This is a genomic window from Sagittula stellata E-37 (assembly GCF_039724765.1).
GTDB lineage: Bacteria > Pseudomonadota > Alphaproteobacteria > Rhodobacterales > Rhodobacteraceae > Sagittula > Sagittula stellata.
Map to the genome: position 1 here is coordinate 513,980 of NZ_CP155729.1, position 21,351 is coordinate 535,330.

Sequence of the window (21,351 nt, forward strand, 5' to 3'; positions counted from 1 at the left end):
CGCGCCGTTCAGTAAGCGTAGCGCTCCACGTCGACGCCTTCGGCCTTGTTCAGGATCATGCCCAGAAGCGGCGTTTCGGTGCCGAGCCTGCGTTCCACTTCCTTGACCTCGCGCTCTGTCGTCAGGCCGCCGCCGACCACCAGCAACACGCCGTCGAACAGCGGCTGGAAGGCGATGACGTCGTCATAGGACAGCGCGGGCGGCAGATCGAAGAGGACCACGTCGGGCCGCAGTTCCTCCTCGATCCGGTCCAGCGTGACGCGCGTGCGCGGGTCCTGGAGCAGTTCGGAGGCGTAGGCTTCTGTCACGGTGTTCAGGCCGAAGGCGATGTTGTGCCCGGCGTTGAAGTCGTTTTCGCCCAATCGGATCAGGTGGTCCTCGGGTGCCAGCTTGCCGCGCAGCACGTCGCCGATGGGGCCGGGGCTGTCGACGCCCAGAACGCGGTGCAGGCTGGGGCGCCGCATGTCGAAGTCCATCACCAGCGTGCGCGTGTTTTCCTGCCGTGACAGAGAGATGGCGAGGTTGGCGACCGTGAACGTCTTGCCGCAGCCCTTGCCCGGCGAGGTGACGGCGACCCGCTTCCACCCGCGTTCGGACAATGTGTGCATCAGCCGCGTGCGCAGCACGTCGAACGTGGCGTGCGCGGGGTCGAGCCGGTCCGCGGTGACGACGCGGTGGCGGTTGAGCTGGCTGAGTTCGAAACGCGCCACGGGAAGGTCGCGCCACGCGGTGTCTGTCTGCAGCCGCGTGGACTGCGGCAGGGGTGTCTGGTCAGCCGCCGGGCTGCGCTGCTCTGGTGTGAGTGCGAGCGTCGGCATGGCAGGTGCGGGCCGAGCGACCGGCGTGTCGGCCTGTTCGGCGGTGCCGTCTTCGTCCTCATCGTCGGCGTCATCGGCGTCGGCCTCGGCGGCGCGCCGGGCCTCTTCCGCGCGGCGCAGCTTTGCCGCCTGCCGCGCCTCCGCGAGCTTCCGCCGCCGACCCTCCGTCTCCGCGTCGGTGCGGGCTTGTTCCTCGGCCTGACGCTGGGCTTCCGCCTCCGCTTCGGCGCGGGCTTGTTCCTCTGCCTGACGCTGGGCTTCCGCTTCCGCCTTGGCGCGGGCCTGTTCCTCTGCCTGACGCTGGGCTTCTGCTTCCGCCTTGGCGCGGGCTTGTTCCTCAGCCTGACGCTGGGCTTCTGCTTCCGCCTTGGCGCGGGCTTGTTCCTCAGCCTGACGCTGGGCTTCCGCTTCCGCTTCGGCGCGGGCTTGTTCTTCGGCTCGACGCTGGGCTTCCGCTTCGGCCTCGGCGTGGGCCTGTTCCTCTGCCTGACGTTGGGCTTCCGCTTCTGCCTTGGCGCGGGCTTGTTCCTCAGCCTGACGCTGGGCTTCCGCCTCCGCTTCGTCGTGGGCCTGTTCCTCGGCCCGACGTTGGGCGTCTGCCTGCGCTTTGGACTCTGCCTCAGCCTTTTGGCGGGCTGCGGCGGCGGCGATGCGGGCGGCTTCGCGGGCGCGGGCCTGGCGGGCGGCGTCCGGGTCGGGGCGGGTCTGCCCCTCGCCTTCTTCGCGGGCGCGGCGGGCCAGCCGTTCTTCCCGCGTTTCAAGCGGGGGAACGGGGGCCATGTCCTTCGAGGCGTCCTCCTGCGGGGAGGGCGTTTCGGTCGTCAGGGGCTTGCGCTTGCGGCGAAACTTGCGGCTGTCCATCATGTTCATGCCTTGTGCCCTCGGGCTCCTGCCCATCTGGCGCAGGCGGCGCTTGCGCCAGTTGATATCTTTGCGCCCCGCGAAGGGGCACAAGCGTTCAGGCCCTTTAGACCAGTCAATTCTGGCCATAATATGGTGATCCGAAGGGATTGTTTACCATTCGGCACCATCACACCCCCGTCAGAAGCCGAATAGCCCCGCCTCGCCTATGGCGCGGTCGATAAAGCGTGCACGGTCCGCTTCCGGTTGCCACCCCAGCCGCGTCTTCGGCTTCGCGTTGTCGAAGGGCGAGAAATGCGCGCGGCTCTTCCAGTCGGCAAGCGACGGCCGGACCACGCCCTTGCGGCGCAGCGCGTGTTTCTTCAGCAGGTATTTCACCGCGTCGGAGGCGTAGAACGCGGTGAGGTTGCCCGAGGACACGCGGATGCGCGCACCCAGCCGCTCGTTGATCGCGTCGAAGTAGTCGCGCGCGGTCAGCATCGGTTCGCCCGTCAGGTTGAAGCTTTCGCCCACCACAGGCGCGTCGATCATGGCGATCAGACCGTCGGCGATGTCGTCGTTCAGCACGAAGGGCAGGGTGTTGGTGCCCGGCCCCCAGATGCGCGCCGCGCCCGCACCGTGCCAGCGCGCGATGCCCCAGTGCTGAAGCGGGCCGCCGGGACCCACGACGATGCCGGGACGGGCGATGACCAGCGGCAGGCCACGCTCCTTGTGGAGCTTCAGAAGCTGGCGTTCGCATTCGGCCTTCGACCGGGCGTACATGTTGCGGTCGGTCATATCGGCGGGGAAGGGCGTGACCTCGGTGATGGTCCGTGTCGGATCGGACATGTCGTACGAGGCAATGGTGCCGGTGTAGACCAGCCGCTTCACCCCCGCCTTTTCGCAGGCCATGCCGATGCGGGTGGCGACGCCGACATCGTGGATCAGAGCGTCGGCCCATGTCCCTTCGAGCGACCGGGCGAGGTTGAAGACCACCTCGATGCCCTGCATCGCCTCGGTCAGCGCGTCGAGGTCGTAGAGGCTGACGCCCACCGTTTCGACGCTGTTGGGCAGGTCGGGGAAGGGGCCGCTCTTGCCGCGCGACAGGACGCGCACATCGTAGCCGTTGTCGACAAGGCGGCGCGTCAGGGCGCGGCCGATGAAACCGGTGCCGCCGATGACCATCGCGGTGGGCTGCGGCTTGCGCGTGGAGACGGCCGGTGCGGCGACCTGCGTCACTTCCTCGGGGAGCAAAGCGATGGCATCGTCGATCGTCTGCATCACGGCGACGGCGCTGTCGGCGGAGAAGGACGGGTGCTGCCTGCCCTGCGCCATGGCGCCGTAGATCGCGGCGTCCATGCCCCGGAAGCTTTGCGCGTAGGGGTTCTTCGTGTTGAGCGACTTGCCCTGCGTCCAGGCGTTGCGGAGGCCGTTCTTCAGGTGCTGGCCGGAGAGGTCGAGCTGACGGCGGAGCGGGTTCATCACGAGGTCGGCGGCGTTTTCCCGTTCGACGGTCAGCACGTCGGACGCGAAGTCGAGCCGCGCCCGGGCGGAGGAACCGCGCAGCGTGACGGAGCGGTCATCCACACTCTCGACCATGGCGATCTGGAACAGCACATTGACGTGTCCCGCGCGGGCGAGAATGCGGAAGGATTGCGGGCGCGGATCGTCGCCGGGGAGCATGACGGGATGGCCGGCTTCGGCGTGGGTAACGGTCACCGGGCCAAAGAGGTCATGGGCGAAGGCAAAGAGGTGCGGCCCCAGTTCGAGCAGCAGGTTTTCCGGTTTCCTCAACAGCCACAGGTTGTAAGGGCCGGAGCGCAGCGGGGCGAGCGGCAGGGCCCAGGTGATCTCGGCCGTGTGGATTCGCCCGTAATCCCCTGCCTGCATCGTTTCTTTCAGCTTCAGGTATGACGGGAGCCCGAGGAAGTTGTGTCCGGGTGCGAAGAATCGGCCCGCCGCCTGTGCGGCTTCGGCGATTCGGCGGGTCGCGTCGCTTGATTCGGCAACAGGTTTTTCCACAAGCACATGGAGCCCCGCAGAGAGACATTCTGTCGCAATGGGCTCGTGCAGGTTGGGTGGAGTGAGGATATGAACTGCCTCACAAACGCGCGCCTCGATCATTTTCTGCACAGTTGTGAATACCTGCGCGCCATGTTGTTGCGCGAGCGCCTGCGCCGCCGATTCGCGAGGGTCGCAGACGGCGGCGATTCGCACCCCCGGCGTCGCCTTCAGAGCGTCCGCGTGCCAGTCTGCGATGTATCCGGCGCCGATCAGGCCGATGGGAATGGTTTTTGACATCTACTTGTACTCGATTATGCGCATGTCCGATCGCCGCACGCGTCGCGTGTGGAACCGGGCCATGCCGATGAGGTTTGGAATCTTGGACAGGGTGAGAAACAGGCTGTGCCGCCAAGCCTGCGCCGCAGGCAGCCCGTCGCGGATCAGCCCCTGCGCGGTGCGCACGTAATTCAGCGCGTAGACGGCGAGGACCGCGGCAGACAGCCAGAGGGTCGTCAGCAGGCCCGCGAGGAAAAGCAGCGGCAGTGCAAGGCCGTAGATCAGCACGCGGCGGCGTTCGACGAAGAAGTACTCCGGATGCAGGTAGCCGACCTGTGCAAAGCCGTGACCTGTGCGCACCGCGCGGGACCACCATTGGCCGAAACGGGTCATGGCGGCGTCGTGGCGCGTCATCTCGTGCGGGATGCGGTAGAGCGTCCAGCCCGCCTTGCGGAAGCGCACGCAGATTTCTTCGTCTTCGCTGGCGATGACCTCGGGCTTCATGCCGCCCACGTCGCGCCAGAGGCCGGCCCGCACCATCATGTCACCGCCGCAGGCCGCGATCTCTCCGGCGGGGCGGCGCCATTCCCAGTCGCAAAGCTGGTTGTAGACCGAGGCGTCGCGGTGGATCTCGGACCGCCAGCCGGTGACCATGCCGGTGCCGGGGTTCTCGTCCAGAAAGCTGCGCGCGGCGTCGAGGTAGCCGGGCACCAGCGCACAGTCGCCGTCGATGAACTGCACGTATTCGGGCGCATCGAGCGCGTCGAAACCCGCGTTGCGGGCGCGGGCGGCAGAGAAGGGGCGGGTCATGTCGAGGTTGACGACTTTTGCGCCCGCGTCCTGCGCCGCGGCCACGCTGCCGTCGGTGGAGCCGGAATCGACATAGACGATCTGCCGCGCCTGCCCGGCGACGGAGGCCAGAGCGGCTTTCAGCCTGTCGCCTTCGTTGCGGCCGATCAGAACGACATCGACGGGTGTATCCACGGGGGTCATGTGCGCGGCTCCGGGCGTTTTGGCGGCTGCTCGCCTTCGGTATAGGCGGTGAAGAGGGCGGAGAGGCGCGCGGCCTCCTGCGCGAGGTCGAACTCGGCGGCGACCTTCGCGGCGCCTTTGGCGCCCATGGCGCGGCGGCGGTCGGGGTCGTCCAGCAGCGTGGCGATGGCCGCAGCAAGCGCATCGGCATCGCCGGGTGGCACCAGAAGGCCGGTTTCGCCGTGCTCTACCAGTTCCGGCACGCCCGCGATCTGGGTGGTGACGACGGGCACGCCGGAGGCCAGCGCTTCCATCAGGACGACGGGCACGCCTTCGGCAAAGCTGGGCAGGGTGAAGATGTCGGTTTCTGCCAGTGCTTCTGCCACCTCCGCCTGGCTGCGGTAGCCGAGGAAGGTGACGCTGGTGTGCATGTCGAGTTGCCGGGCCAGCGCGTCGATGCCCACCCGTTCAGGCCCGTCGCCGATCAGGGTCAGGCGCAGGTTCGGGTGATCCGGTTTCAGCTTTGCCAGCGCGTGCAGCAGCACCGGCACACCCTTCACCGCCGCCAGGCGACCGGTGAAGAGCAGGTCTTGCCCGTCGTGCGGCGCGGCGGTGTAGCGCTGGGGATCGACGCCGCAATGGATGACGTGGAAACGGTCCCAGTGCATCTGATCGGCAAAGCACATGAGCTGCGAGCGGGCGAAGTCGCTGATGCAGGCGACGAAGCGAGCGCGCGCGGCCTTTTCGTCGATGCGCCAGTGGTGCGGTTCGAAAAAGATGTCCGGCCCGTGGATGGTGAAGCTGTAGGGGATGCCGGACAGTTCGGAGGCCAGCATGGCCACCGTGCAGGACGCCTTGGCGATGTGGTTGTGCAGATGCGTGACGCCGTTGCGGGCCATGTGGTCGGCCAGCACGCCCGCCTCGGCAAAGTAGATCAGGTTGTAGAGTCGCCCCTTCACGCCTTTCGGCGCGGTCCGCCACGCCAGCCCGAGTGCCCGCAGCCAGCGCTTCGGGCGGACCATCCAGCGCAGGTGCGCGGTCACGAGGCGCGGCCCCTTGCAGGCGGCCAGCACCTTGAACGTGCGCTTGTGCTCTTCGCGTTGTTCCGGCCCGACGAGGTGTTCGGCGCCGGTGGCGCGGATCGAGCAGGTCAGGACCTCGTGGCCCAGCGCGCGCAGGCCGGCCACCTCGCGCTGGATGAAGGTGTCGGAGGCGCGGGGATATTCGCCGGTCAGGTAGGCGAGCTTTGGCAGGGTCATGTCTCGGCCTCCCGCGTGCGGGCCATCGTGCCCTCGAAACTTTCGGTGTCTTCACCCGGAAGGGCACTGCGCAACGCGGCGTTGGGATAGCGCAGCGGCATCATCCTTGCCCGCAGGATCGGTTCGCGGAAGAGGCCGGGCAGACGATGGGCCAGGGGTTTCAGTAGGCGCACCAATGCCATCCATGCGCCGTAGGGCACGGTCACGTTGAAGCGGGGCCAGCCATAGGCGCGGCGATGCGCCCTGAGGAAACGCGCGCGTGTGGGCCGGTCGTCGTCGAAGACGTTCAGGACCGACACGTCGACAGGGGCCGTCTTGGCGCAGTGCAGGGCCACGCCGGCGACATGGTCGACATGGGCCAGAGGCAGCTCGCCCTCCGAGCCGATGGTGACAAACAGCTTCGACGCCCAGAAGCCCTGAAGCGCGTGCCAGGACCGCCCCGGTCCCCAGATCGCGCCCGGGCGCAGAATCCAGTCGTCGTCGAGGCGCTCGTCGAACAGAAACATCGCCTCCTGAAGGCGTTTCGCCCCGGCATAGGGATCGCGCGCGCCGCGCAGGCTGGCGTCGGGCAGGGGGATCAGCGCGCTCGATTCGGTCAGCGCATCGCCGGGGTGCAGCCGGTCGGTGTCGTAGACCGCAAGCGATGAGATCAGCACAAGCCGCGGCGCCTTTGCCACCCAGGCCGCATGGACCGCACGGTTGGCCAGCAACGTGTCCCGGGCCAGCGCCTGCGGATCGTCGCCCAGATGGGCCGCCGCATGGATCAGGGCGCTGCCGTCGGCCAGCGCACCGGTCAGCCGCTCGGCCGCCTCCGGCGCGGTCAGATCCAGTTGCAGCGCGGTGATGCCCGCGTCCTGTGCCCAGTCCGCCGGAGGCGCGCTGCGGGTGACAGCCAGCACCGGATGGCCGCGCCGCCGCGCCTCTGCCACGCAGGCGCGCCCGACATAGCCGCTGGCGCCGGTCACGGCGATGGCCATCAGCGCGCCCATGGCATCGGCTCCATCGGGGCGCATCGGGTGGTCATGTCGACCGCCGCGCCTTCGCGGGCGTTCTGGATCGCCAGCGTCACCTCCGTCAGATGCAGGGCAAAGTCGTTGGACATCCGGCAGGGGCGTCCTTCGCGTCGCGCGTCCAGCACTTCGGCGGGGCCGAGCATGAAGTTCATCGCCGCCGCGCCCCAGCGTTTGACCTTGGGATGTGTCGGTCCGGGCAGTTTCACGCGGGACGGAAACGGATGTTCCAACAACCGGCGGCGCAGGGTCAGGCGGCGGGCAAAGCGCACTTTGGCCTCGTTGTCCCAGGCGGCCTTGCAGGACAGCACGCCTGCGTCGCCCACGATGCGGATGCCGTGGTCGTGCGGCGCGACGATGGAGCAGGTCAGCCGCACCACCGGCCCGTTCTCGAAATACAGCACCGCGACCGAGACATCGGGCGCATAGGGGCCGCCGCCGCCCTTGTCGGCGGGCGGGACCGTCTCGGCGCTGGCGGCCACGACGCGGCGCACCGGCCCGAACCACGATATCAGCCATGTCAGGTAATAGCCCGCGTGCTCCAGCGTGCAGCCGACACGGAATTCGTCCTCCGCCGGCCAGGGCGCGCCGGACTCCGACAGCCACTTGTCGTAGGCCGCCTGCGGAATGAACCCGTCGTCGAGTTCTGCGTAGATCGCGCGCGGCGTGCCGGCCAGGTTGCGGCGCAGGGCATGTCCAAGCGTCTGCGCCGCCTCGCCCAGCGCCGAACAGGGCGCGGACGCCAGTGCCAGACCCTTCTCCGCAGCCAGGGCGTGCAGGGCCTTCGCGTCCTCCAGCGTCATGGCCAGCGGCTTCTCCGAATAGACCGGGTGCCCGGCCTCCAGGCAGGCGCGCGACGTCCCGAAATGCGTGCCGGGGTTGGTGAGGTTCAGCACCAGCGCCCCCGGCGCCATGGCCAGGAGCCCCTCGAAGGAGGCGGCGGCGGGCATGTTCCAATGCGCGCAGAACGCCGTCAGCCGCGCCGTGTCGATGTCGTAGACCCCGGCGACCTCGATCCCCGGAAAAGTGGCGAGCGAACGCGCATAAAGATCGGCCACGAATCCGCAGCCGAGCAGAAGAACCCTGTCCGTCATGCCGCCACCTTTGCGGCGCCACGCACCCCGATTGTCCAATGTTCCGCAACCACCAGCGGACCCCCTTAACGATTGCGCCATTTCTCGCAGCCAATCATGGCGAGAAGACGGCATCCTTTCTCCAAACCCGCTGCGCTGCGGCGGCGCAGCATCATCTGCGCGTTTTTTGCACCCCATGTTGCAGTTTCGGCACGGCATATGCCTTCGATCCGCGCTATGGAACAGCGTGAGGCAATGAGGGTGTCATGGAATTCCGGATCGAGGATCTTCCCATCCGCGTCAACGTGCCGACGTGGGCCGTGCTCGAAGCGCGCGTAAGGGAGAGATTCGCACAAAGACGCGGGTTCGCGCTCGCGACCATCAACCTGGATCACCTGGTGAAGCTGCGCGCTTCGCCGGCGTTCCGCATGTCCTACGCCGCGCAGGATTTCGTCGTGGCTGACGGCAATCCGATCGTCTGGATGTCGAAACTCGCCGGACGGCCGGTCTCGCTGATCCCGGGGTCCGAGGCGATCCTGCCGCTGGCACGCATCGCCGCGCAGCAGGGCGTGCAGGTGGCGCTCTTCGGCGCGACGGACGCCGTGCTGAAGGCCGCGAAGGACTATCTCGAACGCGAGGTGCGGGACCTGAGCGTGGTCTGCTGCATCGCGCCGCGCATGGGTTTCGATCCCAAAGGCGAACTGGCCGAAGCCTACCTGGCCGAAATCGCGGAGTCCGGGGCGCGGCTGTGCTTCGTGGCGCTGGGCGCGCCCAAGCAGGAAACCTTCGCCGCCTTCGGACGCACACGCGCGCCGGAAGTGGGCTTCGCCTCCATCGGCGCGGGGCTCGATTTCTTCGCCGGCACCCAGAACCGTGCCCCGGCACTCGTGCGCAAGCTCTCGATGGAATGGCTCTGGCGGGCCGCGTCCAACCCGAAACGCCTCGGCCCGCGCTACCTGAAGTGCCTTGCGATCCTGCCGGTCGAGGCGGCAAAGGCGTTGATGATGCGCATCCGCGCCCGCAAAGGCTGACCCGCGCCCCTTCATCTTGGCCCAAATACCTTGGAGGGGGTCCGGGGGAGGCAAGGCCTCTCCCGGCGGGTCGGGCCGCCGCAGGCGGGCCGAAAACCCTAGCTGTCCGGCGCTCCGGACGAAATCACCCGAGCCGGAATGCCGGCGACCGTCGCACCCGCGGGCACGTCGCGGGTCACCACGGCGTTGGCACCGATCACCGCGTGGTCTCCCACGCTCAGCGGTCCCAGCAGCTTGGCACCCGCGCCCACGTCCACGTGGCCGCCCAGCACCACCGGTCCGGCCAGCGTCACCTGGTGAAAGATCATGCAGTTCACACCGATTCGCGACCGGGGGTGCACGATGATGCCGGTGGGATGTGTCAGGCGCAGGCCGCCGCCGATCTCGGTCTCCAGGTGCAGCTCGCATTGCGTCACCAGCGACCAGAACCAGTGATTCGCGACCCAGTACTTCGAAACCATGCGCCCGAAGGCACCGCGTCCGCGCCAGTACTGGTAGCGGCGTACGGCGCGGATCAGCTTCTTGCCCGGTTCCCAGAATGCGTCGATGCGCTCGCGCGACCAGTCGGGCACGTCGGCAGAAATCCGTGTGTCCTGTTGCATTCTGTCCCGGGGCCTTCGATCTGCCTCACTCTTGCCATGAAATGGGTTATCATGGGTCCAAACGCAACAGACGACCGCACGGGCCCGCCGCATTACATTGTTTGACATTGTTCCGCCTCAGGTATTGCCGCAGGCGGGGGCGGCGCGTTTCGAGCAACCGGAGAAACCGGCAGAACAATGACTTCGCAGACCCGCCATCCGCCGTACCGCGGCGACATCGACGGCTTGCGGGCCATCGCCGTCCTGTCCGTCGTGCTGTATCACTTCGGGGTTCCGCTCACCGGCGGGTTCACCGGTGTCGACATCTTCTTTGTCATCTCGGGCTTCCTGATCGGCGGCATCCTCTGGCGCGAATACGATGCGACGGGCCGCATCTGGCTCAGTCACTTCTACCTGCGCCGCTTCCGCCGCCTCGCGCCCGCCTTCTTCACCATGCTGGCGGTCACCGCCGCCGCGGCCTGGGTGCTGATGCTGCCGTTCGAGTTCCGGGAATTCGGCAAGACCGCCATCGCCTCGACCGTCTATCTGTCGAACGTGCTGTTCTTCCGGCAGACCGGTTATTTCGACGTGGCCGCCCACGACAAGCCGCTGCTGCACACCTGGTCGCTGGCGGTGGAGGAACAGTTCTACATCTTCCTGCCGCTCCTGATTCTCCTCCTGGCCCGCTGGCGCTGGGGGCTGCTGGGTGCGCTGGTGGCCATCTGGGCGGTGTCGCTGGCGGCCTGCGTCGTGCTGACCCCGGCCTATCCGACGGCGACCTTCTTTCTCTTCCCGTTCCGCGCGTGGGAGCTGCTGAGCGGGGTGCTGCTGGCGATCTGGGGCCACCGCAGGCAGTCCGACTGGCACGGCTGGGCACCTTTCGCGTGGCTCGGCCTCGCTCTGGTGCTGGTGTCGGTGATCTTCATCCCGGCCGGCCCGCTGTTCCCGGGACTGCTGGCGATCGTGCCGGTGGCGGGCACGCTGATGCTGCTCTCGACGGGCAACGGGACGAATGGCGTCAGCGCCATCCTGCGCCTGCCTGCCCTGCGTTTCTTCGGTCTGATCTCCTATTCGCTCTACCTCTGGCACTGGCCGGTATTCGTGCTGTCGAGCTACCTGCGCGACGGCTATGCCAACCCGCTCGAAGCGGTGATCTGGATGGCCTTGTCGGTGGCTCTGGCCTGGTTGTCCTGGCGCTTTGTCGAGCAACCCGTGCGCCGGGCCAGGAACCTGCCGGGCTGGGCCGTGCTGGTCGGGACGCTGGGCGCCTCTGCCGCCGCGCTGGGGTTCGGCGCCTACGTCTACCTCAAGGACGGGCTGCCGCAGCGCTTTGGCCCGGAGGCGGCGGTGCATATCGCGGCGTCGGGCGATTTCCTGCAGGATTTCAGCCGGTGCTACGTGGCCGACGATCTGCCGCTCGACGGGCTTGAGGTCTGCCCGATCGGGCCGGTCGGCCCGCCGAAGGTGCTGGTCTGGGGCGACAGCCACCTGCGCGCCTTCAAGGAGGGGCTGGACCTTGCCGCGCATGAGGCCGGAGTGCCCGGGATCATCCTGTGGCGCGCGGGCTGTCCGCCGCTGATCGACGTCCGCAAGGTGGAGACCGCCGCGACGCCCGCGCAGAACACCGCCTGTGCGCAGGCAAATACCCAGATCAAGCAAGCCTTCGCGCGGCTCGGCAGCATCGAGGCGGTGCTGCTGGTCGGCCGCTGGGGCTATTACGCCGAGGGCACGGGCAGCGGGCTGGACGCCGGCAACCGCATCGCCATCTACCCGATCACCGGGCCGGAACAGGTGGACGAGGCTCAGTCCGCCGTGGTGTCGCGTGCCGCAGAGGCGACGGTCGGATATCTGGAACGCTACTTCGACCGGATCCTCGTCCTGCGCCAGCCGCCGGAGATCCCGCAATACGACAGCCGGCGCGCGGCGCGGGAAGCGGCCCATGCCGGTTTGCCTTTCGCCGCCCCGCCGACCACGGAGGCGGAGGTGCCGCGGGCGGCGCTGGAGGCGCGGGCGGCACTGGCCGACGCGCCATGGAAGACGCTGGCGGCAGAGGGCCGGATCGAACTGATCGACCCCTGGCCGAAGTTCTGCGACGAGACGCGCTGTTCGGCGATTGTGGATGGCGTGGGCCAGTTCTTCGACAACAACCACGTGACCAACGCGGCGGCGCTGAGGGTGCGGGATCTGTTTGCCCCGCTGTTCGAGGGTTTCGCGGCGGAGGCGGCGCAGACGGGCGCCACCGACGGATGACCCTCTGGGTGCAGCAGTGGGACGCCGTGGTGATCGGCACCGGCATGGGCGGCGGCACGCTTGGGCGCGCGCTGGCCGAGGCCGGGCAGAAGGTGCTGTTCCTCGAAAAGGGGCAGGCCGACGTGCGCAGCGCCGAGAACGGCCTGTCGGAGATCTTCGTGCCGGAGGCGCGTGCCGTCCGTGGCCTCTGGCCAGAGCCGTTGTCGGTGAACGTCGACGGGGTCGCGCAGGCGTTCTATGCGCCGCGGGGCGCGGGGCCGGGCGGGTCGTCGGTGTTCTACGCGGCCACGCTGGAGCGTCCCGAACGCCACGACCTTGAGGACGTTCCGGGCCGCCCGCATCCCACGGGCGGCTGGCCGCTGGATTTCGACGCGCTGGCGCCGTTCTACGCGCAGGCGGCGCGCATGTACCGGGTCTACGGCACGCCGGACCCGCTGTCGCCGGAGGTCCCGCAGCCGCTGCGCGATGCGCCCGAGTTGACGGATGTCGAGGCGTCCCTCATGGCCCGGTTTCGCAAGGCGGGCCTGCATCCTTACCACGCCCACACCGGGGTGGAGCGGCTGGACGGCTGCACAATGTGCCTTGGCCGCAAGTGCCCGCGCGCCTGCAAGATGGACGGTCGGTCCGCCGGGGTGGAACCGGCCCTGGCCGCCGGGGCGCAGCTATTGACCGGGGCAGAGGTCACGCGGCTGGTCATGGACGGCAACCGCGTCTCGACGGTGGAGGCGCGGGTGGACGGCGAGGTCCGGCGCTTCACCGCGCGACGGTACGTGCTTGCGGCGGGTGCGCTGGGGTCGCCCCCCGTGCTGCTGCGCTCTGCCTGCGAAGGTTGGGCAGAGGGGGTCGCCAATCGGTCGGGTCTTGTCGGGCGCAACCTGATGTTTCATCTCAACGAGATGTTCGCCCTTTGGCCGGGCATCGAAGGCGAAGCGACGAAGGCGATCTCGCTTCGCGATCTCTATCATCTCGAAGGGCAACGGCTGGGGACGGTGCAGGCCATGGGCATCCGCGCCTCTTATGGCGAGACGGTGTACTATCTGAACCGGATGCTGGCGGCGCGCGGCCTGTCCCGGCTGGCCCCGCTGTCGCGCCTGTCCGCCGCACTGGCGCAGAAGATCATGGGGTCTGCCCAGATCTTCGTCGGCCTGATGGAGGACCTGCCCTATGCAGAGAACCGGATCGACGCTGACGGCGTGGTGCATTACACCCTGCACGCCGAGCTGAAGACGCGGCGGAAGGCGTTCCGCAAGGCGATCCGGCGCGCGTTTCGCGGCCAGCGGCGGATGCTCCTGGGCTTCGCGCCGGAGTTGAACTGGGGGCATCCCTGCGGGAGCTTGCGGTTCGGCAGCGATCCTGCATCCTCTGTCCTGCGGCCCGACGGGCGGGCGCACGATGTCGAGAACCTGTGGGTTGCGGATGCCTCCTTCATGCCGACGTCGATGGGGGTTAACCCGAGCCTGACGATCGCGGCCTTCGCGTTGCATGTGGCAAAGGGGATGGGGGCGGATGACTGATTTCACGCCGGAGGACGGATGCGTCGTGGTGACGGGCGCCGGGTCCGGGCTGGGCCGCGCGATGGCGCTGGCCTTTGCGGCGCGGGGGTTCCGCGTGGTCGGCACCGGGCGGCGGGCAGGGGCGCTGTCGGAGACGGCGGATCAGTGCGGCGGGCGCTTCACCGCGCTGCCGATGGACGTGGCCGACTGGACCGCGGTGCGGGAAGGCTTTGCGCCGCTTGGCCCGGTGGCGGTGCTGGTGAACAACGCCGCCGTCTACCCGCGCCGGGATATCCTTGACGAAAGCGGTGAGAGTTTTGCCGGGACGATGGCGGTCAACCTCGGCGGGGTGGTGAACTGCACCCGGGCCGTTCTGGAGGACATGGCCCCGCGCGGTCGTGGGCGCATCCTGAACGTCGCCACCTTTGCAGACCTGAACCCGTTGCCCGCGTCCTCTGCCTATTCGGTGTCGAAGGGGGCGGCGCGCATCTTCACCCGTGCGCTTCTGGCGGACATCGGCGACCGGCTGCCGAGGATCGTCGTGTCGGACTGGATGCCGGGGATGCTGGCGACGACCATGGGAATCCCCGATGGCGTGGCGCCCAAAGTCTCGGCAGAGTGGGGCGTGCGGCTGGCGCTGAAAGGCGACGCCTCCTACAGCGGGACTGTGTTCGAGATGGACCGCGAAATCCTACCGCCGCGCGGGCTCAAGGCGAAGGTCCGCGACATGGTCATGATGCGCAGACGCAGGCCGCGTCTGCTGTGATGCCAGTGCCCGGTCCGCGCGCGCGGCTGGGCGGCTGGGTTGGTGGATGGACCATGGCGGGCTTCAGGGCCGGAACAGGTCCGGTCTCGGTGACGTGCGTCCCGAGAGAACCCAGTCGTAGACCCGGGCCACCTGCCGCGCCTTGGCGGACCAGAGGAAATCGTTCTGCACGCGGGTACGGGCGGCTGCGGCCATGGGAGCAAGCTGCTCTGGCGCGTCGGCCAGGCGGGCCAGTTCCCGGGCGAAACCGGCGACGATCTGGTCGCGCGTGCCGCATGGCACCTTCAGGCCAATCGTGGCGTCCACCAGCTCGCCCGGGCCGGCGTAATCGACGATCAGGGGCACGACGCCGAGGGCCATCGCCTCCAGCACCACACCGCCGCCGAATTCGCGGATCGACGGGAACGAGAGCAGGTGGCACCTGGCGAGGATGTCCTGCACCTGTTCGTGCGCCTGCCAGCCGTGGAAGGTGAGCGCCGCGTCGATGCCCAGCCGCTGGGCCTGATCGCGCAGGGCGGGCATCATCGGACCGTCGCCGATGATGTCGAGCGTCATGCGGTCGTCGCGCAGCAGCGGGGCGGCGGCCTCCAGCAGCATGTCCGGTCCCTTGTAGGGCACCAGCCGCCCGACGAAAGCGGCGCGCAGCTTGCCCGGTTGCGGCGCGGCGGTACGCGAAAAGCGGGCCGGGTCGATACCGTTCTCCGGCAACCAGATCACGCGGTCCTGAAGGTCTTCGGGCACTTCCGACGCGGTGTGACGCGACCCGGCGAGGATCGCGCTGGCGTTGGTCAGGGTGGCACGGCGCCCGGGCAGCAGCTTGTAGGCGCCGCGCACGTAGGACAGCCACTCCTTTTCGGCCCGGCGTTCAGCGTCGAAGGCCTTGGGCCAGGGCACACCGCCATTGAGTGGCCCGAGGACAAAGGGGACGCCCGCACGGGCGCATTTCGCGGCCAGCGGAGAGGGCGACGTCGGCGAAAGCGGTGTGATGCGGTGCACGATGTCATAGGCGCCGCGCCGGATGTCGTCGCCGAAGCGCTTCCAGATCAGACGTTCGAAGTAGGGATAGGACAGGGCGTTCACCGCCTGCAGCGTGGTCCAGCCCTTGCCGCTGTCGAGGCGCAGCTTTTCGGCCAGCTTCCACATGGGGCGGGCGATGGCCTCTGAATCGATGGCGGTGAAATCCGTGCCTTCGCGCATTCCGGCGCGCAGGAAGGCATCCCGGTTGCGGGTCTGGGTGACGATGTGGACATCGGCCACCTCGCGCAGGGCAGAGGCAAGCGACCAGCCCACCAGCGGTACGCTGACCCATTCGGGATTGGCCGCCTCTGCGACGGCGAGAACGCGGGTCATCTGCTCTCCTTCGGGGCGCCGATGACTGGGCGCCAGCCTGGTGTGGTCGTGCCGGTCTTTTGCGGGTCGTCGGTGGGCGTTTCAAGGGGGCCTGTGGGCGACGCCCTGAGACGGTCGGCCCGCAGGCTTTCGGCATAGCCGGTCAGCGCGCCTACGATCATCCACGTCAGCGGGGTCAGGGTGGCGTTGGGGATCATGTCGGCAAGATTCGCCGCAAGCATCAGCGACAGCGGCCCGACAAGGGGCGAGACCTGCGACCTGGCAAGCCGGACCTCGCGTCCGATTAGGAGCAAGGGCAGCAGGATCAGGCCGAACTCTGCCGCGAAGCCGACCCAGCCATAGACGCCGATGGTGATGATCCAGCGTCCGTCCGTGACCGACAGGATAAAGCCCGTCACCGGGTCGAGGATATGGTTGCGTCCCCAGCTTCCCCAGCCGAAGAACGGCTTCAGGTAGGCCCGGTCGAGCAACGTGTTCTCGTTCATGAACCGGAACCGGAGCGAGGCGGCGCGGTCCGGGTCGATGGCGGCGGCGCGTGACAGCAGAGTCTCTTCCGGGATCAGGGCGGCGCCCTTCAGCAGCGGGTAGGCCAGCGCCAGGAGGCCGATCAGGATCGCGACGCGCACCTGCATCCGGACGGGTACGAGAACGACCAGCGGCGCCAGCGCGACGAGGAAGATCAAGGCGCCCAGCGACTTGGCAAGCACCAGCACGGTGGTCAGCCAGATGGCGGCCATCAGGAACTTCAGCCCGTGCCCGCCCGCCGAAAAGCGCCACAGTCCCCAGGCGGCGATGACCGCCATGAAGGTGTAAAACGCCACCCACAGGCCATGGTACAGGAAGACGACCGGGCGGTAACCGCCGAAGCGGACGCTTTGCCCGAACTGGTGCTGGTAAAAGCCGTAGACCCAGAGGTTGAGCTGCGGCGACAGCCGGATCTCGATCAGCATCAGGAGCGAATAGACCAGCCCGCCGATCATCAGCGCCTTCAGAAGTTCCCGTTGGGCGCCGCCGCTGGCGAGGAACTGGCGCGCCATGAGGAACGGCAGCAGGAACAGGAATTGCTGTATGGTCAGCGCGAGCGCGTCCTTGATGCCCAGCCCGGGCAGGCCGATCTGCCCCCAGAACACCGGATCGCCGTTCGTGAGGACCGTCAGCGCGGGCGACAGGACGAAGGTCAGGACCAGCGCCTTGCCGAGCAGCGATTGCGGAAGAAGCGGGCCTTGCGGACCGTGGCGCCACATCGCCATGGCAAAGGCCATCAGGGCGGGAATGTTGTGTTTCGACAGCGGCGGGGCGGCAGGGAAGTCGAAGACGGCGGGCGGTTCGGGCAGGAACAGGTAGCCGGCGAGGATCGACCAGATCAACGCCCGGTCCGCGGGAAGCCGTCCGTACAGCACCGCGACCACCAGCGGAAAGCAGGCGAGGGCGAGGAAGGCGATCGGGTTGGGCATCTGGGCGCTGCGGGCCTTCGTGCTGCGGGTTGGGCGTGCGTGCGGGCCGGAGGCTGGTGGACGGACCCCGGTGTCCGCGTGATAGCAGCGGCGTCAGGCAAAGTCGCGTCGGCAATGCGCCGATTGTAAGGAATGCAGGGCCGGTTGTGCGCAACCGGTCACGCCGTTGAACGGTTGGAAACTTCGCCCTCCAGGTGCCATACTGTCGCCGGATTGCCATTTCAGGGCAGGTCCTTGCTCGTTTCGCGTTTCCGGGGACTTCACATTGCGCATTGCCTTTCTGACAGACATGCCGCCGAAAGACCGGAACATCTATTCCGGGGGCAACCGGCGGATCTTCGACGCACTGGAACGCCATGTCGGCGAGGTGTCGGTCGTGCCGCAGGACTGGGGCGCCGCCGAGCCCGTGCGGCAGGCGATCCTGTCGACATCGACGGCCACGAACATGCGGCTGCGCTGGCGCGCCCGTTACGCTCTGCGCGGCGTCGTTGGGCGGAACGTGACACGCTACCTGGAGGAGACTTCTCCGGACGTGGTGTTTGGCGCCTATGCGCTGCACAGCTTTTCGGGCGTGCAGGTGCCCGGGCAGGTGGTGAGCGCCTTTACATCCGATGCGGTCCAGACCGTGTTCCGCTGTTCCGAGATCGGCGCGGCGCATGAGCGGACGCTGCCGTTCGGTCGCGCGCTCGACGGTTGGGTCGAACGGCAGGAACGGAAGGTTCTGCGGCAGCTCGACCTGGGGCTCTGGCCGTCGGAGTGGCTGCGGACAGCGGTGGACGACCGCTATGGCCTGGCGCCGGGGGTCGGCAAATGCGTCGAGTGGGGGGCCGGGATCGAGGCGCCGGACTGGACCGGGCCGAAGGCGCTGGACCCGAACGGTCCCGTGCGGCTGCTGGTTCTGGGCCGCGACTGGTTCGCCAAGGGCGGGCCCCTTGCATTCGACACACTGAACGCCCTGCGCGCGCAGGGTGTCGACGCGAATCTGACGGTGGTGGGCTGCGTCCCGCCCGACATGCACATCAACGAACACGTCACCGTGCGCGCGCATCTCGACAAGGCGGTGCCGGCGGAACTGGCGCTCTTCGAAGACGCGCTGAGGCAGGCGCATTTCATGGTGATGCCCTCCCACGAAAGCTACGGCTTTGCATTCTGCGAGGCGTCGGCCTGGGGGATGCCCTCGCTCTGCCTGCGGGTCGGTGGCGTGCCGGTTCGCGACGGGGAGAACGGCTATGCCCTGCCGCGCGGTTCGGGGGCAGAGGACTTCGCCAGCCTCATTCGCGAACACCTTGCCGCGCCGGAACGGTACACGGCGCTCAGCCGGTCCTCCCGCACGATCTACGAGACCCGGCTGAACTGGGACGCCTGGGGCAAACGCGTGAAAATTCTGCTGGACGAGGCCGTCGCGATGAAACGCCGGGACCCTCGGCGGCGTTCGGCCTGACATGACGGGCTACGCGGTGGAGACTCTGGCCGATCCGTGGTAGCGCCGGGAAAAGCCGATATACGCACAAGGGATTCGTTCATGAGTGGCCTCACCGAAGCAGGCGCGCAACTGCGCGAAGACCTGAGCACCCGGCACGGGGTGTCCCGCGAAGCCGTGCAGACGCTGATGGATGCGGTTCTGCGCGGTGGCGGCACACAGGCGCAGTTCGACATCCCAGAACTTGGCGGCATGGGTCAGTGGTCCTGGGGCGGCATGACCATGGTCGGCGACATGTTCAACAACGGGCTGAAAGCGCAGGTCGACGCGCTGTGCACGGAAATCGCACAGGTTGCCTCGCGCACCCCGCTCTACGAGCGCAGCGCACCGAAGTCAGGCACATATTCCGGCGGCCAGTTCCAGTCGCAGGGGCTGGGTCAGCCCGGCGGCATGAGCATGGGCCTTGGCGGTTCCTCTGGATGGTGGCCGGAGGGACTTGGCCAGCCCGCAAGCCAGGGGGCGCAGAACGATCTGAGCTACGCGATCTTTCCCGGCAAGCGGCGGCTGGCGATCAATCTTGCCGGACGGGTGACGGTCTACGACACCGGCAACCACGAGATCGGCGGCATCAGCCAGCAGCAGGGCGGAAACACGTCCTGGACCTTCACCAGCCAGTACGGCACCGTCGACTTGCGCAGCCTGCAGGAGGTCCGCGAAGACCCGGAAGAGGCGCCTGCCCCGCAGGAGCCAACCACCGAGGCGCCGGAGCAGGACACGCCAGAAGCCGCGACCTTGGACATGGACAGCGGGTCTTCGGGCGACAGCACATGGGGCCCGGTCGCGCTGGATGACCCGGACCCGTCACCGGCGGAACCCTCGCAGGCGCCGGAGCTGCCCGAGGCCTCGCGCCCGCCGGAATTCACGGCGCGGGACAATTCCGCCGCGGCGGAGGACACGCAGGAACCGGCATGGGTCACACCACCGTCGTCCGAGCCGCAGAATGATCCGTTCTCGGCGCCCCGGCCAGAGCCCGAAGCGCCCTCCATCTACTCCGGTGCGCGGGTCCTGAACTCTGCCGACGAGATCTTTGCCGCGCTGGAAAAGCTGGGTGCCCTGCGCGACATCCACATCCTGTCTGACGAGGAATTCGAGGCGAAGAAGGCGGAGCTTTTGTCGCGGCTCTGACGGCCCGCGCTTTCCGCCCCGGTTCGGCCTCAGTCGAAGATCGCCCCTTCGCGCGCGGTGTCGAGCACGCAGAACCGGTTGCCGGACGACGGGTTCAGCCAGCAGCGCCATGCGTTGCCCTCGATCCCCTGCTCCGCGGCCACGCGCATCATCGCATCGCGGGAGGCCTTGGTGGAGAACTTGCTGATGTAACGGCTTTCGGTGTTCGTCTTCGCGCCGTTCAACTTCGGCCCGCTGCCGGTTTCTTCGACCACGGTGCGCGCGCCGGAGGGCCATGTGAAGGTGAAGACCTCCGTCGTGCCCTGCGGTGTGCGGGTCAATGTGCAAAGGTCCTGATCGCGCAACTCCGCATCCCGCAGCACAAGGCAGAGCGCGCGGGCGGTTGTGCTGGCAGGCGCGCCGCCGCCGGTGCTTTCGGGCGTCCAGTCGTCGCGCCGGGCGAGGGAGGCCAGGCGCGTCTCGGGCGCGGCCAGCCACGCGTAGGGCATGTCCATGAAGACATCGAGCGTCCCGTCCAGCAGCCGGGTCGGGGTGTGGTCTGCGGACAGCGGCTGCCACCCGAAGGAACACGGGACCTTTCCGGGGTAACGGTAGGTGGCATCGACTGTGACAAACACGTAGGATTCGTCGGGATCGGGCTTGGACAGTTCGATGTCGTCCGCCCGTAGCCTCGGCTCGACAGAGGCCGCGGCGCCCGCCGCCTTCGGCGCGGCGCGGTTCATGTTGTTGCACATCGTCGCGACAAGGTCCCGCGTCAGCTCGGTCGGTGCCTTCACCGGCGTGACCTGAATGTGCCACGACGCCGACTGACCGACCGTTTCGAGATAGGTCATGCTGTCGGGCGGCGTGGTCAGGATGATGCTCATCAGGGCGTCGGTGATGTAGATCTTTTCCTTCAGCTCCTGCAACTGGCCGATCCCGGCAAGCGCGACGCCGTACGCGCGGCTGACCGTCTCGGCGGTATAGTTGCCGTCCTCGACCGTCAGTGAGGGGGAATGGAAACCGAGCCGCGCGGTCGGGTGCAGGATGCGCCTGGTCTTCCGGTCGGTGAACGTGTCGGCATAATAGGTGTTCGCTGCGCCGCCCAGGAAGGCCACCGCGCAAGCGCTTTCGCAGCGGGTGTCGCGCGCGACAGCGGTGATCGTCTTGCTGTCGCTGAAGAACCGGGCCAGCCGGATGCCCTCGGCCAGCGAGCCGCCGGGACTGTCGAGGCATATGGTCAGGGAATAGGATTCCTCCGGATCGCCGTCGGCGGCGGCCATCTCCCGCACGCGCGAGCGGATGGCGTCGGAGGCCTTTTCGGTGTCGCCTGGCGCGATGATCCCCCTGAGGGTCACGGCACAGCCCATGACCGGGTCCCCTCCGTCGATGATGTCGGCGGCAAGGGCGGGGGTGCCCAGAAGCATGAAGGCCAAGGCAAGACGCATTCGAAAGTCCTTTCAACAAGATAGCCCGACCCTTACCTGCCGGAGCGGGAAGGTCAACGCGATGGGGGCTGTCTTTTCTGGACTTAATCCGGCAATTGAACTGGCCCTATCGCGGGCCGGGGTCGCTGGCTAGATTGGCACG

16 protein-coding genes are annotated in these 21,351 nt (G+C 68.0%); 6 read left to right on the forward strand and 10 right to left on the reverse strand.

Annotated features, from left to right (window positions below; all coding sequences use genetic code 11):
- Positions 1 to 8: 8 nt before the first annotated feature.
- From ABFK29_RS02440 to ABFK29_RS02465, 6 genes are all read right to left on the reverse strand, one after another.
- Positions 9 to 1,688 (reverse strand): exopolysaccharide biosynthesis protein, encoded by a 1,680-nt coding sequence (locus tag ABFK29_RS02440; RefSeq protein ID WP_347100001.1) that lies wholly within the window; start codon positions 1,686 to 1,688, stop codon positions 9 to 11.
- 171 nt (positions 1,689 to 1,859) lie between these two features.
- On the reverse strand, positions 1,860 to 3,959 hold the full coding sequence (locus ABFK29_RS02445; protein ID WP_005862645.1) for an NAD-dependent epimerase/dehydratase family protein: 2,100 nt from the start codon (positions 3,957 to 3,959) through the stop codon (positions 1,860 to 1,862).
- Positions 3,960 to 4,931 carry a glycosyltransferase gene (locus tag ABFK29_RS02450; RefSeq protein WP_005862647.1) on the reverse strand — a complete coding sequence of 324 codons (972 nt, stop codon included), beginning with the start codon at positions 4,929 to 4,931 and terminating at the stop codon, positions 3,960 to 3,962. It lies immediately after the preceding gene.
- A complete protein-coding gene (locus tag ABFK29_RS02455; RefSeq protein WP_005862648.1) occupies positions 4,928 to 6,169 on the reverse strand; it encodes a glycosyltransferase family 4 protein in 1,242 nt (413 codons plus the stop codon). The genes ABFK29_RS02450 and ABFK29_RS02455 overlap by 4 nt, the downstream gene beginning before the upstream one ends.
- Positions 6,166 to 7,182 (reverse strand): NAD-dependent epimerase/dehydratase family protein, encoded by a 1,017-nt coding sequence (locus tag ABFK29_RS02460; protein ID WP_005862650.1) that lies wholly within the window; start codon positions 7,180 to 7,182, stop codon positions 6,166 to 6,168. Before ABFK29_RS02460 ends, ABFK29_RS02455 begins: the two co-directional genes overlap by 4 nt.
- Positions 7,146 to 8,273 (reverse strand): Gfo/Idh/MocA family protein, encoded by a 1,128-nt coding sequence (locus tag ABFK29_RS02465; RefSeq protein ID WP_005862652.1) that lies wholly within the window; start codon positions 8,271 to 8,273, stop codon positions 7,146 to 7,148. Before ABFK29_RS02465 ends, ABFK29_RS02460 begins: the two co-directional genes overlap by 37 nt.
- A gap of 245 nt (positions 8,274 to 8,518) precedes the next feature.
- Here ABFK29_RS02465 and ABFK29_RS02470 point away from each other — a divergent pair, with 245 nt between their 5' ends.
- The gene (locus ABFK29_RS02470; RefSeq protein ID WP_005862654.1) at positions 8,519 to 9,283 is read left to right on the forward strand and encodes a WecB/TagA/CpsF family glycosyltransferase; all 765 of its coding nucleotides are present in this window, start codon (positions 8,519 to 8,521) and stop codon (positions 9,281 to 9,283) included.
- Positions 9,284 to 9,381: 98 nt separating this feature from the next.
- On the opposite strand, the gene ABFK29_RS02475 is transcribed toward ABFK29_RS02470, so the two are convergent.
- Positions 9,382 to 9,885 (reverse strand): serine O-acetyltransferase, encoded by a 504-nt coding sequence (locus tag ABFK29_RS02475; protein WP_005862656.1) that lies wholly within the window; start codon positions 9,883 to 9,885, stop codon positions 9,382 to 9,384.
- Positions 9,886 to 10,062: 177 nt separating this feature from the next.
- Between ABFK29_RS02475 and ABFK29_RS02480 the strand changes: the two genes are divergently transcribed.
- Genes ABFK29_RS02480 through ABFK29_RS02490 form a run of 3 tightly spaced genes read left to right on the forward strand, consistent with a single transcriptional unit; the run spans position 10,063 to position 14,373 of the window.
- A complete protein-coding gene (locus ABFK29_RS02480) occupies positions 10,063 to 12,114 on the forward strand; it encodes an acyltransferase family protein (RefSeq protein ID WP_005862658.1) in 2,052 nt (683 codons plus the stop codon).
- A complete protein-coding gene (locus ABFK29_RS02485) occupies positions 12,111 to 13,628 on the forward strand; it encodes a GMC oxidoreductase (RefSeq protein WP_005862660.1) in 1,518 nt (505 codons plus the stop codon). Before ABFK29_RS02480 ends, ABFK29_RS02485 begins: the two co-directional genes overlap by 4 nt.
- A complete protein-coding gene (locus tag ABFK29_RS02490) occupies positions 13,621 to 14,373 on the forward strand; it encodes an SDR family oxidoreductase (protein ID WP_005862662.1) in 753 nt (250 codons plus the stop codon). The genes ABFK29_RS02485 and ABFK29_RS02490 overlap by 8 nt, the downstream gene beginning before the upstream one ends.
- Before the next feature lie 63 nt (positions 14,374 to 14,436).
- On the opposite strand, the gene ABFK29_RS02495 is transcribed toward ABFK29_RS02490, so the two are convergent.
- Together ABFK29_RS02495 and ABFK29_RS02500 are read right to left on the reverse strand one after the other, a co-directional pair.
- Positions 14,437 to 15,723, reverse strand: a complete 1,287-nt coding sequence (locus ABFK29_RS02495; protein ID WP_005862664.1) for a glycosyltransferase family 4 protein — start codon at positions 15,721 to 15,723, stop codon at positions 14,437 to 14,439.
- Positions 15,720 to 17,177, reverse strand: a complete 1,458-nt coding sequence (locus tag ABFK29_RS02500; protein ID WP_005862668.1) for a hypothetical protein — start codon at positions 17,175 to 17,177, stop codon at positions 15,720 to 15,722. The genes ABFK29_RS02495 and ABFK29_RS02500 overlap by 4 nt, the downstream gene beginning before the upstream one ends.
- Before the next feature lie 265 nt (positions 17,178 to 17,442).
- On the opposite strand from ABFK29_RS02500, the gene ABFK29_RS02505 reads away from it, so the two are divergent.
- Positions 17,443 to 18,618 (forward strand): glycosyltransferase family 4 protein, encoded by a 1,176-nt coding sequence (locus ABFK29_RS02505; RefSeq protein ID WP_005862670.1) that lies wholly within the window; start codon positions 17,443 to 17,445, stop codon positions 18,616 to 18,618.
- Between the two features lie 81 nt (positions 18,619 to 18,699).
- The gene (locus tag ABFK29_RS02510) at positions 18,700 to 19,782 is read left to right on the forward strand and encodes an SHOCT domain-containing protein (RefSeq protein WP_005862672.1); all 1,083 of its coding nucleotides are present in this window, start codon (positions 18,700 to 18,702) and stop codon (positions 19,780 to 19,782) included.
- Between the two features lie 29 nt (positions 19,783 to 19,811).
- On the opposite strand, the gene ABFK29_RS02515 is transcribed toward ABFK29_RS02510, so the two are convergent.
- Positions 19,812 to 21,209 (reverse strand): hypothetical protein, encoded by a 1,398-nt coding sequence (locus ABFK29_RS02515; protein WP_005862674.1) that lies wholly within the window; start codon positions 21,207 to 21,209, stop codon positions 19,812 to 19,814.
- Positions 21,210 to 21,351 lie beyond the last annotated feature (142 nt).

What these genes read in the sequence shown, in the direction of transcription:
- ABFK29_RS02440 (WP_347100001.1), bottom strand. Translation starts at nt 1,688, where the DNA reads ATGAACATGATGGACAGCCGCAAGTTTCGCCGCAAGCGCAAGCCCCTG.
- ABFK29_RS02445 (WP_005862645.1), bottom strand. Translation starts at nt 3,959, where the DNA reads ATGTCAAAAACCATTCCCATCGGCCTGATCGGCGCCGGATACATCGCA.
- ABFK29_RS02450 (WP_005862647.1), bottom strand. Translation starts at nt 4,931, where the DNA reads ATGACCCCCGTGGATACACCCGTCGATGTCGTTCTGATCGGCCGCAAC.
- ABFK29_RS02455 (WP_005862648.1), bottom strand. Translation starts at nt 6,169, where the DNA reads ATGACCCTGCCAAAGCTCGCCTACCTGACCGGCGAATATCCCCGCGCC.
- ABFK29_RS02460 (WP_005862650.1), bottom strand. Translation starts at nt 7,182, where the DNA reads ATGCGCCCCGATGGAGCCGATGCCATGGGCGCGCTGATGGCCATCGCC.
- ABFK29_RS02465 (WP_005862652.1), bottom strand. Translation starts at nt 8,273, where the DNA reads ATGACGGACAGGGTTCTTCTGCTCGGCTGCGGATTCGTGGCCGATCTT.
- ABFK29_RS02470 (WP_005862654.1), top strand. Translation starts at nt 8,519, where the DNA reads ATGGAATTCCGGATCGAGGATCTTCCCATCCGCGTCAACGTGCCGACG.
- ABFK29_RS02475 (WP_005862656.1), bottom strand. Translation starts at nt 9,885, where the DNA reads ATGCAACAGGACACACGGATTTCTGCCGACGTGCCCGACTGGTCGCGC.
- ABFK29_RS02480 (WP_005862658.1), top strand. Translation starts at nt 10,063, where the DNA reads ATGACTTCGCAGACCCGCCATCCGCCGTACCGCGGCGACATCGACGGC.
- ABFK29_RS02485 (WP_005862660.1), top strand. Translation starts at nt 12,111, where the DNA reads ATGACCCTCTGGGTGCAGCAGTGGGACGCCGTGGTGATCGGCACCGGC.
- ABFK29_RS02490 (WP_005862662.1), top strand. Translation starts at nt 13,621, where the DNA reads ATGACTGATTTCACGCCGGAGGACGGATGCGTCGTGGTGACGGGCGCC.
- ABFK29_RS02495 (WP_005862664.1), bottom strand. Translation starts at nt 15,723, where the DNA reads ATGACCCGCGTTCTCGCCGTCGCAGAGGCGGCCAATCCCGAATGGGTC.
- ABFK29_RS02500 (WP_005862668.1), bottom strand. Translation starts at nt 17,177, where the DNA reads ATGCCCAACCCGATCGCCTTCCTCGCCCTCGCCTGCTTTCCGCTGGTG.
- ABFK29_RS02510 (WP_005862672.1), top strand. Translation starts at nt 18,700, where the DNA reads ATGAGTGGCCTCACCGAAGCAGGCGCGCAACTGCGCGAAGACCTGAGC.
- ABFK29_RS02515 (WP_005862674.1), bottom strand. Translation starts at nt 21,209, where the DNA reads ATGCGTCTTGCCTTGGCCTTCATGCTTCTGGGCACCCCCGCCCTTGCC.